17 protein-coding genes, 1 tRNA gene and 1 riboswitch are annotated in these 14,173 nt (G+C 41.4%); of the genes, 14 read left to right on the top strand and 4 right to left on the bottom strand.

What is annotated here, in order from left to right; all coding sequences use genetic code 11:
* Positions 1–468: a flavodoxin gene (locus V1497_RS06150; protein ID WP_349410099.1), complete on the bottom strand. Its 468-nt coding sequence runs from the start codon at positions 466–468 to the stop codon at positions 1–3.
* A 533-nt stretch (positions 469–1,001) separates the two neighbouring features.
* Between V1497_RS06150 and V1497_RS06155 the strand changes: the two genes are divergently transcribed.
* From V1497_RS06155 to V1497_RS06170, 4 genes are all read left to right on the top strand, one after another.
* Positions 1,002–1,277 (top strand): hypothetical protein, encoded by a 276-nt coding sequence (locus tag V1497_RS06155; RefSeq protein ID WP_349410100.1) that lies wholly within the window; start codon positions 1,002–1,004, stop codon positions 1,275–1,277.
* A 19-nt stretch (positions 1,278–1,296) separates the two neighbouring features.
* Positions 1,297–1,785: a GNAT family N-acetyltransferase gene (locus tag V1497_RS06160; RefSeq protein WP_349410101.1), complete on the top strand. Its 489-nt coding sequence runs from the start codon at positions 1,297–1,299 to the stop codon at positions 1,783–1,785.
* 251 nt (positions 1,786–2,036) lie between these two features.
* Positions 2,037–2,609, top strand: a complete 573-nt coding sequence (locus V1497_RS06165) for a competence protein ComK (protein WP_349410102.1) — start codon at positions 2,037–2,039, stop codon at positions 2,607–2,609.
* Between the two features lie 232 nt (positions 2,610–2,841).
* Positions 2,842–3,102 (top strand): VVA0879 family protein, encoded by a 261-nt coding sequence (locus V1497_RS06170; protein WP_349410103.1) that lies wholly within the window; start codon positions 2,842–2,844, stop codon positions 3,100–3,102.
* Positions 3,103–3,170: 68 nt separating this feature from the next.
* Here the strand turns inward: V1497_RS06170 and V1497_RS06175 are convergent, their stop codons facing one another.
* A complete protein-coding gene (locus tag V1497_RS06175; protein ID WP_349410104.1) occupies positions 3,171–4,406 on the bottom strand; it encodes an aminopeptidase in 1,236 nt (411 codons plus the stop codon).
* A gap of 631 nt (positions 4,407–5,037) precedes the next feature.
* Here V1497_RS06175 and V1497_RS06180 point away from each other — a divergent pair.
* Together V1497_RS06180 and V1497_RS06185 are read left to right on the top strand one after the other, a co-directional pair.
* Positions 5,038–5,370 (top strand): nucleoside triphosphate pyrophosphohydrolase, encoded by a 333-nt coding sequence (locus V1497_RS06180; protein ID WP_349410105.1) that lies wholly within the window; start codon positions 5,038–5,040, stop codon positions 5,368–5,370.
* Between the two features lie 239 nt (positions 5,371–5,609).
* A complete protein-coding gene (locus tag V1497_RS06185; protein ID WP_349410106.1) occupies positions 5,610–6,476 on the top strand; it encodes an STAS domain-containing protein in 867 nt (288 codons plus the stop codon).
* A 75-nt stretch (positions 6,477–6,551) separates the two neighbouring features.
* On the opposite strand, the gene V1497_RS06190 is transcribed toward V1497_RS06185, so the two are convergent.
* Complete coding sequence (locus V1497_RS06190) at positions 6,552–6,812, bottom strand: DUF6154 family protein (protein ID WP_349410107.1); 261 nt, start codon at positions 6,810–6,812, stop codon at positions 6,552–6,554.
* 124 nt (positions 6,813–6,936) lie between these two features.
* Between V1497_RS06190 and V1497_RS06195 the strand changes: the two genes are divergently transcribed.
* From V1497_RS06195 to V1497_RS06225, 7 genes are all read left to right on the top strand, one after another.
* Positions 6,937–7,011, top strand: a tRNA-Gln gene (locus V1497_RS06195).
* A gap of 371 nt (positions 7,012–7,382) precedes the next feature.
* A complete protein-coding gene (locus V1497_RS06200; protein WP_349410108.1) occupies positions 7,383–7,862 on the top strand; it encodes a hypothetical protein in 480 nt (159 codons plus the stop codon).
* 118 nt (positions 7,863–7,980) lie between these two features.
* Positions 7,981–8,083, top strand: a riboswitch (glycine riboswitch).
* Between the two features lie 185 nt (positions 8,084–8,268).
* The gene (gene sdaAB / locus V1497_RS06205; RefSeq protein WP_349410109.1) at positions 8,269–8,766 is read left to right on the top strand and encodes an L-serine ammonia-lyase, iron-sulfur-dependent subunit beta; all 498 of its coding nucleotides are present in this window, start codon (positions 8,269–8,271) and stop codon (positions 8,764–8,766) included.
* 17 nt (positions 8,767–8,783) lie between these two features.
* The gene (sdaAA, locus tag V1497_RS06210; RefSeq protein WP_349410110.1) at positions 8,784–9,758 is read left to right on the top strand and encodes an L-serine ammonia-lyase, iron-sulfur-dependent, subunit alpha; all 975 of its coding nucleotides are present in this window, start codon (positions 8,784–8,786) and stop codon (positions 9,756–9,758) included.
* Complete coding sequence (locus V1497_RS06215) at positions 9,694–9,999, top strand: iron-sulfur cluster biosynthesis family protein (RefSeq protein WP_349410111.1); 306 nt, start codon at positions 9,694–9,696, stop codon at positions 9,997–9,999. Before sdaAA ends, V1497_RS06215 begins: the two co-directional genes overlap by 65 nt.
* 192 nt (positions 10,000–10,191) lie before the next feature.
* Positions 10,192–10,740 carry a nucleoside deaminase gene (locus tag V1497_RS06220; RefSeq protein ID WP_349410112.1) on the top strand — a complete coding sequence of 183 codons (549 nt, stop codon included), beginning with the start codon at positions 10,192–10,194 and terminating at the stop codon, positions 10,738–10,740.
* A gap of 30 nt (positions 10,741–10,770) precedes the next feature.
* The gene (locus V1497_RS06225) at positions 10,771–11,676 is read left to right on the top strand and encodes a DUF899 family protein (RefSeq protein ID WP_349410113.1); all 906 of its coding nucleotides are present in this window, start codon (positions 10,771–10,773) and stop codon (positions 11,674–11,676) included.
* A 236-nt stretch (positions 11,677–11,912) separates the two neighbouring features.
* Here the strand turns inward: V1497_RS06225 and V1497_RS06230 are convergent, their stop codons facing one another.
* Entirely contained in the window at positions 11,913–13,559 is a 1,647-nt protein-coding gene (locus V1497_RS06230) for an alpha-glucosidase (RefSeq protein WP_349410114.1), read from the bottom strand.
* A 439-nt stretch (positions 13,560–13,998) separates the two neighbouring features.
* Between V1497_RS06230 and V1497_RS06235 the strand changes: the two genes are divergently transcribed.
* Positions 13,999–14,127, top strand: a complete 129-nt coding sequence (locus V1497_RS06235; RefSeq protein ID WP_349410115.1) for a hypothetical protein — start codon at positions 13,999–14,001, stop codon at positions 14,125–14,127.
* The last annotated feature ends 46 nt before the right edge of the window (positions 14,128–14,173 follow it).

Here is a 14,173-nt window from a genome sequence, read left to right on the forward strand (position 1 = left end):
TCAGGAATAAGAAGGTTGATGAAGCAAGTGTTCAGCAAAGGACCTGCCAAACTTGAGGCATGCCTTTACATCTTCTTCATCAGGAGTAAGTTCGACTTTCAATCCATCCAAAACGATTTCAGCCCCAAGCTCGAAAAGCTTATCGCGTAAAATATCGACAGCTGCACCATATTGAGGATAAGCGGAATCACAAGAACCGAATGTTGCAGCACTTAATCCAGCCAGGTTCAAATCTTCCAGTTCATCATAAAAATCTTCGAGTTCATCCGGCAAGTCTCCATCTCCCCAAGTGTAGGAACCAAATAAGAGGCCATCATAATCCTTCAGTTCATGAGTTGTAATCGGATCAATATCGATCTGCTTTTTGACGATTTCAATATGATCACTGTCCAAACCTCTTTCAATAATATCTGCCATTTCTTCAGTATTTCCAGACATGCTGGCAAAAAGGATTAGTACGCGTTTCATTGTAATCACTCTTTCTATGTTGGATTGTTTAATTGATAACAATTATCATTATCAACAATATAATTGAGAGACGTTCTCAATGTCAACACCCTTTGTAGAATGGAACGACCGATGATAAGTGAAAAGATACATTGAAAAATTAATTTTTTGACCGTTTGAGACAAGCTTTATTCAGACATCCTAATAGATAAAGACAAAGTTGTGATGCTGTGGTTTTGGTTTGAGAAGGTCAAATTGAAAGGGGTATTGGGTATGAAACCTGAGAAAGCAATTGGGTTGATGCTCCAGTTTGGGATGTATACAATCGGCATCATCACAGTCACGATTTTGATTATGAACGCGGTCAAGTAGAAGAGGAGATGACAATTTGTGGTTGAACCTGACAAAAGGTCGGCCACATCTTTTTTTATTCTGAAAACCAGCGTTTTTTCACCTATTGATTGTCGGAAAATAGCTTTAATTAACTAAAGGAACTGTTGCTGTCTGACACGAACATAACATGTAAGAAAAGTGACGCAAAAATGGAGGCGATTATGGGGATCTTTCTGAATGTTTGTTCCTTCATCCTGATGATAGTTTGTGTCGTGCTGTTCTTGGTACAAGCGTTTTTTGAAGATGTACTCCCACCATTTCTTGATTATCGTTTAAGCTTTGGTCTTGTATTATTTACTTTTGTAATCGGTATCTTTGGTACAATAGGGGTGACCAATTGGAAGTCAGGTGCGAGGACCGTATCCACCGTTTTTATGACGGGTGCGTTATCTGTCGTGCTGACCTTCATCGTCTTCATCGGTACCTTATTTGGATAATGAATTGGAGTGGGATCGTATGTTTCAACAATCCGCAGATGTGGATTTATGTCCATATTCACCCGATTATGATCAGGAGCTTAACGACTTTTATTTACCAGAAGACCAATTACAGTTCACCGCCTATCCAAAAGAGATGATTGAAATGGCCTGTAAGGATGCGTCCCGCAACCCGGTCGTCATTCTTTCAGAAGGAAAGCCTATTGGATTCTTTGTTTTACAGTCTGGAGAACGTGTCAAAAACTACACAGACAAGAATCACTGTCTCTTGTTGATTGCTTTTTCCATTGATACAAAGTATCAGGGAAAAGGATTTGCAAAGCTGGCACTTGAACAGCTCTCCGATTACGTCAACGTGCATTTTCCAGATGTGCAGGAAATTGTTTTGGCAGTCAATGAGAGAAATCGTGCTGCGCAGAAGCTTTACCTGAAGTGTGGATTTGAAGACCATGGGGTTAGAAGAATGGGGAAAATCGGAATGCAGCTCGTTTTGACCTGTAGCGTATAAAAAGGAAGGATGATCCGATCGTATCGGGTCATCCTTTTTTTCGCGTTGAAGAATAGCGGCTAATCCTGGTTGGACTTATTCCGATGATAGAGTGTTTTTCAATATATTGAAAAATATACAAAATAGTTAAAAAATTATACAATAATTTGTCATAATATGGTATGTTTGTTTCAGGATGAAAGAAGGAGGGTTGTCTGATAAGTGTTGATGCATCTTAGACCTTCAAACATTATCTTTTGAGGGGGATGAAAGTGGGTAAAGTTGTGTATGAGGAGTATTTAATCAACGGGGAAACGATGGTCATTTTGCCTCACTATGACGTACATGGTCACTTGCATTCATTAATCGTCGAGACAGACCGTGAATTGATTATCCAGAAAAAGCCGCTGCAGATTATTAATGAGAGTTGTTTGTTCCATGGTTCGAGCTATAAAGGTCGTGTAGAGGGTGCGACCCATTTGACGAACTACAACCGGATGGTCCCAATCATGATTTGCAATCGAACAGGTATTTATATGTTCCCGACTCAATCGCCTAAATCAGAGGCGTGTCTATGGTTCTCCCATGATCACATTAAAGAAATACAACCACTCGATGCAGAAAGATGTTATGTCTTACTGGGTAATCAAAAGAGTCTGCCTGTGCATGTAAGCAAGGCAGCGATGGAATTGAAGGTTAATCGGACGGCCCAATTCCGCCATTTGATGAATCGGACATCCAACCAAATAAGAACTCCTGTTGAATCAGGAGATTTTGAACAATTCGTCGTCATGGAATCAAGCGGTGCATACGCTTTTACAGAGGAAAACGCTCAGCATCATTAAAGCTCAATCGTTTTTTTATCAGACCCACGGGATGATGTGTAGACAGCTACAGCAGATGTAGCTGTCTCTTTTTTCCGTAAATACGAGTGGTTACCTATCTGTAATGGAAAACACACCAATCATTTAAATGAATTTAATAATCATCTTCTAATATGTAAATAGAAAACATCATGAAACGAGATCAGTCACTCTTTTGGACACCATACTATGTTGGAGGAAGGTGGATCGTAGGATGCTGCAGTACTCTGTGAATGAGTGGGAATCGCACGGCCTTAATCGTTATGGCCAGGAAAAAAGAAAATGGTATTTCCAATGCCCAAACTGTTTACAGATCCAATCCGTTGAACAAATGTTGAAGGAAGGTTACCCACCGGATCTCGCATACTCCTATTGTATGAATTGTCATTATGAAGCGAAGAAAGGAACCTTCGGAAAAGGGAAAATCGTACAAGTGAATCAGAGTAACAAGATTGAAGTATTCGATTTTGCATGAAAAAAGAAGGGATTGGACCTAGAAGTGTTAATCTTAGGGTCCGGTCCCTTCTTCGCTTAAGATGAAAACTAGATTGCCCAGTTTCCATCTTTAAAGAGCTGGATCGTTTCTCCTTCATTTGTTTCAGCAGTGATATCCAGGTCTGCAGAACCAATCATGAAATCGATATGACCACGGCTTTGGTTCACGCCGATTTCTTCAAGCTCTTCTTTCTTGAGATGGCCGACGTCTTTTACAGACATAGTGATTGAGGTTCCGATTGCCAGGTGGCATGCCGCATTTTCATCATATAGCGTATTGTTGAAGATGATTCCCGAATTGGATATTGGTGAATCATAAGGAACGAGCGCTACTTCCCCAAGGAATTTCATACCTTCATCGATGTTCAACAATTGCTCCAGTGTCTCATAGCCTTTTTCAGCAGAGAAATCCACAACCTTACCGTCCTCAAATGTCAGGCTGAAATTGTCGATGATATTGCCCATGGCTGATAATGGTTTCTTACTGGAGACAGTACCATTGACACCATTTTTATGAGGAGTCGTGAACACTTCTTCTGTCGGAAGATTAGGTATGTAAGATGTTCCGAATGTTGACGTGTGACCACCGCCAATCCAGAGATGATCAGGGTGAAGATCAATCTTCAAATCAGTTCCTTCCGATCTGTAATGCAAGGACTTGAAGTGTTTTTCATTAAGGTAATCGACTTTTTCAGTCAGTGACTTGACGTGATCCTCCCAAGCTTTAACAGGATCTTCCTGGTCAATTCGGACGGTCTGGAAGATGGCCTCCCATAATGATTCAATCGCTTCTTCTTCACTCTTTTCAGGAAAAACGCTCTTTGCCCAACCAGCAGTAGGAACGCCGGCGATCGCCCAATGCGTGTCGCCATTCAGCTGTGCTTTTGAAAAGGTTTCAAGCTTTTCTCCTTTATCCTTTTGGACCCACATGAGACGTTCAGGGGAAACGCCTGTAAAGGCACTTGGATCATCACCAGTTATGTTCAATAGTGCATCGTTGTTCTCAACCAAACTGTTGAATTTATCGATGTCCCATTGTTGCAGGTTGTTTTTCAGTGTTTCTTCCGGTGCCTGTTCGAGGTGTACTCGGGAGGTTTCGGAATCATGCCAGTTGACGAATACGTGCTTGCATCCGTTCTCATAAGCATATTTCATCACTTTTCTCGTGAAATCTTTCGCCTCGAGCGGGGACATGATCAATAGTCGTTGTCCCTCTTGAATATTGAGACCAATTTTGACCACTAGTTCTGCATACTGTTCTAACTTCTCTTCAAATGTTTTCATAAAAAATACCCCTCCTTTAGGAAAATTTTATCATAGATTCATAGATGGTGTTAGGAATGAGATTTCAGTCCTCTTTTTAATAGAGGACTGTTATACTTTAGAAAGATATACCATAGATGGGAGAGAGGTGGAGAATTGATTTATAAGTCTAGAGGGAAGAACGAGTATTTGTTCATGTTTTTGTTCGCAATTCTTTTTATTGTTGAAAGCAGCTTAACTTATCGGATCATGATTGTAAGTTGTTATCTTTTCCTTGTATTATTTAGATACGAGTTCCATCTGTATGAGAATAAGGTGTCCTTTGAGACGAGGTGGATTAAGCTGCTTGTTTTCAGGAAGAGACTTCAGCCTGAACAGATTGAGAAAATCTCCTTTAAGCGTGTGGGCTGGTCATCAAAGTGTGCCATCATTCGGGTTAAGGGTTTTTTTCGAATTCGCCTCATCCTTTTTGAACCAGCGGGTCTTTATGAGGATCTTGAGCGATTTGCCATAAATCATCAAATTCCTATAGAAAAGACGAAGGATTATGAATTATTGATAAAGTATTATACATAAAAAGGATGGACAAACGAAACATTTCATCAAGAATTTCGTAAAAAGAAGGAGGAAGTTAGAGGGGGCGATCAGAAACATGCGGGTCTATAATAAGCTCGTCAGGGATAGGATTCCTGAAATCATTGCAAAATCTGGGGATGAATACAGAGCGGAAATACTCAGCGACGATGTTTACAAAACGATGTTAGAAGTGAAAGCAGCCGAAGAGCTCGAAGAATACCGTCAAGCAAATACGCGCACGGAACGTATTGAGGAACTTGCAGATGTACTTGAAGTCATTTATTCGTTAGCAGGTGCCAACGGTTGCTCAGTGGAAAAACTTGAAACCGTAAGGAAAAAGAAGAAGGAACAAAAGGGCGGCTTCTCCCAAAAGATTTTTCTTCAAGATGTCATAGAAAATAAAAAATAAAAACATCCGATTATTAATAAAAAATCCATACGAACGCCTTCAGTTCCTTCGGAGTGTCAGACACTTTGAAAGTAACCCGTCATATCAATGATCAGCTGAGGTGTCAGACACTTCGGAAGAAGCCCGTCATATCAGTGGTCAGCTGAAGTGTCTGACACTTCAGTAAAAATTGGTTGAAGGACATATGTGGATGGTAACGAAGTAGTTATGCGGCATAATTAAGAACATGGGGGGATTTGATGTCAAATCAAGCGGTAAAGAACGATTACATCACACGGTTAGCCAAATCCATCATTGCCAATAAGGTGGAAATTGCAGGACAGATCGTGAGCATGAGAAGTCAGGATATCGATACTGAAAATGATTTCTTTACAGAGGAATCTCTTTTAAGTAGAGCGTTAGATCTCATCCAGCTCATCGGGGATTATTTAGATAAGGATATTGAACATGATATCGGGGAAATCGTCAGCTGGGGAGCTGAAAAAGGTAAACAAGCTGTAGTGGTTGAAGCTCCGATCTCGGAATCGTTAAGGACAACACCATATTATCGTAAAGTGCTTTGGTCTTATGTTGCTGAATTTGCTGAGGAAGAAGATCTTTCACTGGACAAGATCATTGTAATTGCCAATCGCCTGGACGTCATATTAGACCAAGCTGTATATGGATATAGTAAAAGCTTTGTCGAATATAACATTGAAATTGCAGCAAAGTACCATGAGGCGGTATTGGAACTGTCTGTTCCCGTCGTACCTTTATTTGATGGAGTAGCCGTCTTGCCGATCATCGGGGAGGTTGATACAAACCGGGCGAAGCTTATTCAGGATCGAGCGATTGAACGTTGTGAAGAACTGAAGCTCGACCGGATCATCATCGATTTATCCGGGGTTGCCGTAGTGGATACAATGGTAGCAAATCATCTCTTTCAATTGGTGAAGACACTTCGCTTGTTAGGCGTGAAATCACTCTTTACGGGAATCCGAAGTGCCGTAGCCATAACTGCTGTAAATTTAGGGATCGAACTGAAAGATATGAACATATACACGACATTACAACAAGCACTCGATGCTTTGGGTTATGGAAAAGTACGAGAGGAAACCATTTATTAGATTATTGTGTTCTACCAAAACACGTTAGTTCCGAAACGGTACAGAAAAGTACATATTGAAAGGTTAAAAAATTAGCTATTGAAGGTAATCTTCTGTGTAGTCTTGACCCAACGTCACACGACCGATGCCTTCTTCGGCTAATTTTTTTTGTAATCGATCAAGTACGTATAGTGTCACCATTTCAGTCATATCTTCATGAGCCAGTTCATCAAGTAATTCGAAGATTTCCTCTTTACTCTTCACTTCTAATACGCCATATACGATTGGGTACATATCTTCTTCATCAGCTGAAAAATGATATTTGAATGTCTCGTATAAGTCATCTATCCATTGCATTACAATCACCTCGTTCCTTACTTTCCCCTCGAAAAATTAAGCTCATACATTTTGAAAAATACGGTGAAATATTGTAAAATAAACGTATAAAATCGAGTGAACTTCTCATAATAAAAAATGTTGTTGGGCTATAGCCAAGCGGTAAGGCAACGGACTTTGACTCCGTCATGCGCTGGTTCGAATCCAGCTAGCCCAGCCATACATATTAAAAAAACACCTTCAATGGGTGTTTTTTATTTATTAAAAGGCTCTGTTTGCTTTTATTGTTGATATTTAAAGGTTCAAATGGGACTGGCTCTTTACATTAGAGTCAGTCTCATCTTTTTATTAATAGTAAGATGGTACTCATTCCAGAGAATGGTAAAGGGATAGAAGGTTTTATCCAGAAGTGATGTAGAAAATGCGCGGATAGGTTAAACCTATCCATTTAAGGGGGAATACGATGGGAAAGTGGATCCATGCCGTCGTTTTCATGAGTATCATTGGAATCATCTTGTTTTTGTTCCAGGAAATGATTTTCCACCCACATTAGACACGGACCTGTTAGAGGAAGTGGAGGATGCGACCCATTTGATGGATACCGACAACATGCCTCTTACAACGGCTTATATAGCACCTTCAACAGAAGCAGCCCTTGAAGCTTTACCTTTTGAACTTCCTTTACCAGAAAATCTACCTTTTGATGGTAGTCCGTTCGAAGTAGTCGATTTGCTTGATATGAACGAAAAGGACGGTAAGGAGATCAGGGTCAAGTTGAAAAGTGTATTGAACGATGACCCTCTAGAAGGCTGGATTTCAGTTGAAGCGGAGGATGCAACAGGTTCTAGACTCCCAACTGGAATAGCTACCCCAGTCAAATTTTCAGATCAACGCACCGGCCATTTTCAGACGAACCAATCTCTTGAAAGCAGTATGCTTCAATGGACCGAGAATGATATCTGGTACACAATCACGTATTTGAATAAACAGGAAACCTATGATGTACAAAAGCACAAGGAAATTTTGGTCGATTTAGCTGAACAGATCATGGACCAGTTCAATAAACAATAACCGGCCAGTCCACTTAACCTTAGGCAGTCCCTTGTTGTAAGCGATTACGTATCCTTCAGAAAACTTTTGACAAATCGACCTAAAATCCGACATAATGAAATAAGAATCGAATATGCGAATGAAGGTCGTGGGAGAGTCGGAAGCCGTACACCGACACCGAAGGAGCAAGTTCCAAAAAGCCTTGGAGCAAATCTCTCAGGTAAACGAACTACGATCTGACGCATCTCTGGAGAGCGCGAGAGCCACCAAAGGGGTAGTAAGTAATAAACTCTCAGGTAAAAAGGACAGAGCAGGTGACATCACCTTCTTTGTCCTTTTTTTGCGCGCAAAAAATGAATCGTGTTTTTCATGACAGGGAAGAGTTTGGTGATAATCGTTTCCCTATCGGATAGGAGGCGTTAGATAAATGGGATATAACAGTTGTTTTGATATTATAGGTCCAATTATGGTCGGTCCGTCCAGTTCTCATACTGCTGGTGCTGTATGGATTGGTCGTGTTGTTTATGAATTGCTTGGGAAAGAGCCCGAAGAAGTAGAAATCCAATTGTTTGATTCATTTGCAGAAACGTATCAAGGTCATGGAACAGATAAAGCTCTCTTAGGCGGATTGTTAGGATACGACACAGAGGATGAACGCATCAAGCATGCCTATGCATTGGCTGAGGAGGCCAACCTTTCATATGACTTTACTTTTGCAGATTCATGTGAGGAGTTCGATCATCCGAATGTTGCTATCGTGCATGCCAAAGCGGATGGACGCTCCATCGTGGTCGGTGGCGCATCGGTCGGAGGCGGCCTTTCGAAGATCTTCCGTGTGAACAGCGAGAAGACGGATTTTTCAATCAGTACGACGGATGACCTGAAAAAGTTAAGAGAATCTTTCTCAGAAGCTGTTGGTCGATAATTGTGGAGGTGAATACGATGGATATTCAATCAACAATCGATTTAATCGATTATTGTGAACGTGAAAACAAAACCATTGCTGAAGCAATGATTGATCAAGAACAAGTGAGATCAGGGCGTTCAAGAGAACAAATCTTCGAAATGATGAAAGAACGCTTCTTGAAAATGCAAAGTGCTGTCCAGGATGGATTGAATGATGCATCCGAGGCACCGAGCGGGATTTCAGGCGGTGATGCCGTGAAGATGAAGAAATATATTGAAGCGGGAGATATGCTCTCCGGTTCAATCATTAGTGATGCTATGGCCTGTTCAATGGCGACGTCTGAAACCAATGCACGGATGGGTGTCATTGTCGCCACCCCGACAGCTGGAGCAGCGGGTATATTACCTGGTGTGCTGTTTTCGCTGCAAAAGAACACAGATTTGGAAGACGATGACCTTGTCATGGGCTTGTTTACAGCAAGTATGCTCGGGTATATTATTGCGAACCGCTCTTTCATTTCAGGCGCAGCAGGAGGCTGTCAGGCAGAAGTAGGTTCTGCGACAGCAATGGCAGCTGGCACCATTGTAGAATTGAAGGGTGGATCTCCCCGACAAGCCGTCCATTCCACAGCAATTGCAATGAAATCTCTTCTTGGTCTTGTATGTGATCCAGTTGCAGGGCTCGTAGAGGTGCCTTGCATAAAGCGGAATGTCATCGGGACGTCGATTGCATTTTCAGCTGCAGATATGGGGTTGGCGGGCATTGAAAGCCGCATTCCATGTGACGAAGTGATTGATACGATGTATGATATAGGTAAAGATATGCCAAGAGCCCTCAAAGAGACGGCTTTGGGAGGACTTGCGATCACACCGACTGGCCAAAAGGTGAAGGAACGACTGTTTTCAAAGTCTAGTTTGGTTGATCAACTCCGAGGAGGAAACGAACATGCAGATGACCGTAACGGAAAAAGCACTGCATCAACTGAAACTGCTGAAACTGGCGGAAGGTAAAATCCTTCGCATTGATGCCGAGATGATGGGCGGATGTGGGACGATGATGAAATTCAAACTGATTGAAGATGAGTCACGAAAAGGGGATGACGTCATCCAAGCAGCCGGAATTGATTTCTATGTCGACCTTTTTACAAAACGGAACCTCGATGATGAACTGACATTGGATTATGATGACGAAACAGGATTCATATTCGAATCGGAATGGGGTCCGATGGGCCTCGAATGTCATCTTGCATAGCAACGCAATTTAGAACTGTCTGGACCAGGCAGTTCTATTTTTTGGTCCTGGGAGACTGTATAAGACGAGTTGGATATTGGTAACAACTTTCATAGTGTTCTGTGATATGAACTCTTCGTGTATGCTTCGCTTCATTTCTGTTCAGGTTAGTAGAGACAACCAGGATGTATTGATAAAAGGAAGTGAGCCTATTTGGGACTGTTGGAGCAAGATCGGTATTATTTACAAATTGCCCTGGAAGAAGGGGAGATAGCGGAACAGGAAAGCGGTACTCCATTTGGATCGGTACTCGTAAAGGAAGATGGTACGTTGTATAGGCGGGATCGTAATCGCGTCTATCTCAAGTTTGATCCAACAGCACACGCAGAGTTGGAAGTGATCCGAAACAGTAGTAAAGACTTGCTGAAAGAAGGGGCAGGACGCCACTTCACGCTTTATACAACCGTTGAACCATGTGTCATGTGCACAGGTGCCATCTTTCATTCCAATATCGCAAGGGTCGTTTGGGCCTTGGATGATGACAATGTTGGTGGTTTCCGGCTCATGTATTCAAATCCTGAAACGAAACACCGGTTCAATGCGATCCAGTGGTCGTCGATGCCTTTTGGAGACCTAGCCGTCATCCAGCGTGACCGTATGCTTCGGTGGTGTGCTCAAAACAATTTGACGATGAGCTGGCCCGAAATCGACAAAAGAAGAAAAAGGACTCTTCGGGTTGATGAAGAATGTTTCCTTGTATGAGATCTTAAAAAACATTTAGGAGGTCTGTTCATGCAAGTGCAAACTTTGCTTGAAGAAATTAATCAATTATCTCAAGAGATCCAAAAGAAGAAGAAACAATTAGCAGAAATGAGAAAAGAAGTACCTGAACAACAAGTCGAAAATTACGTTTTCACAGATCGAGATCATGAATCTGTGACACTTTCTGAGCTGTTTTTAGATAAAGACGAGTTGATCGTCATTCATAACATGGGTGTAAGCTGTAATTATTGCACACTTTGGGCAGATGGATTCAATGGCGTATACCACCATCTTATTGAGCGTGCAGCATTCGTGGTCAGTACACCAGACGAACCTCGTGTGCAAGAAGATATAGCAGCAGAGCGGGGTTGGAAATTCCCGATGGTTTCAACGAAAGGGACAACCTTCAAACAGGACATGGGCTATGCCGATGGTGACTCTCCTCATCCTGGGGTTTCGACCTTCCGAAAAGATGAGAAGGGGAACATTTATCACCACGCACATGCGCCTCTGGGTCCAGGTGATGATTTTTGTGCAGTTTGGCATTTATTCGATCTTTTACCTAAAGGACAAGCTGGATTCGTACCAAAGCGAAAGATCAATCAGCATGTTCCATTGCAGTTGACGAACAACGTAGCTGTACAGGTCAATGATTATTCTGAGGCCGTTGACTTCTATAAAAATGTGATAGGCATGAAAGTAGAAAAGACGTATGACTCTGAAACGAAGATGTCAATGAACGGAACCAACCTCTTTATTGAAAAATCAAAGGGTAATGATGTGTTCTTTGAATTTTCAACGGATGATTTTGAGAACATGAAAAGCCGCCTGTTAGAAAACGGGTGCAAAATAACCGAGGAGCACAGCTCAACGAGCATTATGGTAAAGGATCCATACGGCTTAAATTTCCACTTGTTCGAAAGCAGTATTAAATAAAGGTTAAAGCGGACAGCCCTGTCGCAGGACAGGGCTGTTTTTTTGAGCGTTGGATTAGGATTATAGAAACTGGTGCATAAATTCGTGATATAGGTTCATAATTTTCTGTTTGGGTTCATAATTCTCCGTTTGGATTCATTTTTTCTGAAATAGGTTCATAATGAGAAAGCTAGACCTGAACCTAAACAATGAAAAAGGGATGACGCTGCTCCAGCAGTTCATCCCTTTATATACCATTATATATAGACGCGTGTTTCGTAAGGTTGAAGGTTCCATTCATCCTGATTTTCGTAATTTGAAAGGATGATTTTGTTATTCTTCAGTTCAGTAAGTTCCTTTGACTGCAACTTTACATGCTCAGCACTCAAATTCGTGACAACGAATGCTTTCTCGCCACCTAAAGTTCGGGTGTACACATAGAGTTGAGGGTGATCGGGCAACAATAAATCGTAGTTTCCATAAATGAGAACATCGTGATTCTTTCTTAGCTGAATCATTTTTTTATAAAATGCGAGAATCGAGTTTGGGTCGTGTTGTTGCGCTTTGACGTTCAGTGTTTCGTAATTTGGATTCACGCCGATCCACGGTTGATGTGTAGAAAATCCTGCAAAGTCTGAATCATCCCATTGCATCGGTGTCCTCGAGTTATCCCGTCCTGTCGCCCAAAGGATCTCCATCATTTCCTGATGGGTCTTTCCGTTCTCAATGCCTTCGTGGTAAAGGTTATGCATACCGACATCATCATAATCCTCTATAGATGGGAATTGGACGTTTGTCATTCCGATTTCCTGACCTTGATAAATGTATGGGGTCCCTTGCATGAAGAAATAACATGCGGCTAGCGCTTTCGCGGACTGTTCATGATATTCCCCGTCATCGCCAAAGCGAGAAACAGAACGTGGTTGATCATGATTTTCAAGGTAAAGCGCGTTCCAACCTCGATTTTCTAATCCTTTTTGCCAACCGGTTAAGATCTCTTTGAATTTGATAAGGTCAAAAGTATCCTCATTGTCTTTTTGCCAAAGCCCCATATGCTCGAACTGGAATATCATATTGAAGTAGCCCTCGTCTTCACCGACCCATGTTTCTGCATCTTCAATGTTGACTCCGTTCGCTTCACCAACTGTCATGATGTCATAACGATCAAACGTCTCCTGTTTGAGCTCAGTAAGAAATTCGTCGATTCCTTCACGGTTCATATGTCCATCGAAGGAAGGTACATATTCCTTGTTTTCTGGATTTGGCATGTCAGGGAAGCCCGGTACTTTTTTGATATGACTTATTGCATCGACCCGGAATCCATCAATGCCTTTATCAAGCCACCAGTTGATCATGTCATAAACATCTTGTCGAACCTGTGCATTCTCCCAATTTAAATCAGGCTGCTTCGTATCGAACAGATGCATGTAATATTCACCCGTCAATTCATCGTATGTCCAAGCGGATCCACCAAAGATCGATTCCCAGTTGTTCGGTTCCTTTCCGTTCTTTCCTGGACGCCAAATATAATAGTCTCTATAGGCATTGTCTTTTGATTTACGAGATTCAATGAACCATTCATGTTCATCCGAGGTATGATTGACGACAAGATCCATGATCAATTTCATTTTACGTTGATGGACTTCCTTCAACAGGGCATCGAAATCATCCATCATTCCGAATTCGGTCATGATGTCTTTATAATCGCTGATATCGTATCCATTATCCGCATTCGGAGATTGATAGACAGGACATACCCAGATGACATCAATACCAAGATCCTTCAAATAATCCAGTTTGGAGATGATCCCCTGGATATCGCCAATTCCATCCCCATTGCTGTCTTTAAAGCTTCGTGGATATATTTGATAGACCACACTTTCTTTCCACCATTGTCTTTTCATATTCTCTCTCCCCAGTGTGCTGTCTCATTTACTAGTTGTTTTGTAGGTTTTGTAGTGCAAGCGTTTGCATTAGTCATTTAACCATATGATACCGTTTTCTTTTTTAGAATGCAACGGAGAATCAGAACATCATAAAGGAACTAATTTACAGAAAATTCTACAAATCAATTTACATTTTTAAGAAAATTAAGTAATATTATGAATAAATGTTAGGAGGTGTTAAAAATATGAAAAAAGTTAAAATGTTTTTACTTGCGTGTGCGTGTGTTGTGGCAGTATCGGCTCCTGTTTCTGCAGGTGGAGTAACGCCGGATACTGGCGGAGTATGTCAACATCAAGAATGCTTTAAGAGGTAATAAAAGTAAATAACATTTTATTCATCAAAGTAGCCCCATTAAAACTTTAGTAAAGAGATGTATTATTGTCAGGAGGTGTAAAAATGAAAAAGCTGAAAATCTTCTTGCTTGCTTGTGCATGCGTTGTAGCTGTATCAGCTCCGGTTTCGGCGGCAGGTGATACAACGAATGGTGGAGGAGTTTGCCATTTCGAAGAGTGCTTTAAAAGATAATCTATTACTACATAAAAATAACTAAGGTTTATTTCGTCTTTCATCT

It is taken from the genome of Pseudalkalibacillus sp. SCS-8 (assembly GCF_040126055.1).
GTDB classification, from domain to species: Bacteria; Bacillota; Bacilli; order Bacillales; family Fictibacillaceae; genus Pseudalkalibacillus; species Pseudalkalibacillus nanhaiensis.

What these genes read in the sequence shown, in the direction of transcription:
- V1497_RS06170 (WP_349410103.1), top strand. Translation starts at nt 2,842, where the DNA reads ATGCTGCAGTACTCTGTGAATGAGTGGGAATCGCACGGCCTTAATCGT.
- V1497_RS06225 (WP_349410113.1), top strand. Translation starts at nt 10,771, where the DNA reads ATGCAAGTGCAAACTTTGCTTGAAGAAATTAATCAATTATCTCAAGAG.
- V1497_RS06150 (WP_349410099.1), bottom strand. Translation starts at nt 468, where the DNA reads ATGAAACGCGTACTAATCCTTTTTGCCAGCATGTCTGGAAATACTGAA.
- V1497_RS06155 (WP_349410100.1), top strand. Translation starts at nt 1,002, where the DNA reads ATGGGGATCTTTCTGAATGTTTGTTCCTTCATCCTGATGATAGTTTGT.
- sdaAB (WP_349410109.1), top strand. Translation starts at nt 8,269, where the DNA reads ATGGGATATAACAGTTGTTTTGATATTATAGGTCCAATTATGGTCGGT.
- V1497_RS06215 (WP_349410111.1), top strand. Translation starts at nt 9,694, where the DNA reads ATGCAGATGACCGTAACGGAAAAAGCACTGCATCAACTGAAACTGCTG.
- V1497_RS06190 (WP_349410107.1), bottom strand. Translation starts at nt 6,812, where the DNA reads ATGCAATGGATAGATGACTTATACGAGACATTCAAATATCATTTTTCA.
- V1497_RS06185 (WP_349410106.1), top strand. Translation starts at nt 5,610, where the DNA reads ATGTCAAATCAAGCGGTAAAGAACGATTACATCACACGGTTAGCCAAA.
- V1497_RS06230 (WP_349410114.1), bottom strand. Translation starts at nt 13,559, where the DNA reads ATGAAAAGACAATGGTGGAAAGAAAGTGTGGTCTATCAAATATATCCA.
- V1497_RS06160 (WP_349410101.1), top strand. Translation starts at nt 1,297, where the DNA reads ATGTTTCAACAATCCGCAGATGTGGATTTATGTCCATATTCACCCGAT.
- V1497_RS06180 (WP_349410105.1), top strand. Translation starts at nt 5,038, where the DNA reads ATGCGGGTCTATAATAAGCTCGTCAGGGATAGGATTCCTGAAATCATT.
- V1497_RS06235 (WP_349410115.1), top strand. Translation starts at nt 13,999, where the DNA reads ATGAAAAAGCTGAAAATCTTCTTGCTTGCTTGTGCATGCGTTGTAGCT.
- sdaAA (WP_349410110.1), top strand. Translation starts at nt 8,784, where the DNA reads ATGGATATTCAATCAACAATCGATTTAATCGATTATTGTGAACGTGAA.
- V1497_RS06175 (WP_349410104.1), bottom strand. Translation starts at nt 4,406, where the DNA reads ATGAAAACATTTGAAGAGAAGTTAGAACAGTATGCAGAACTAGTGGTC.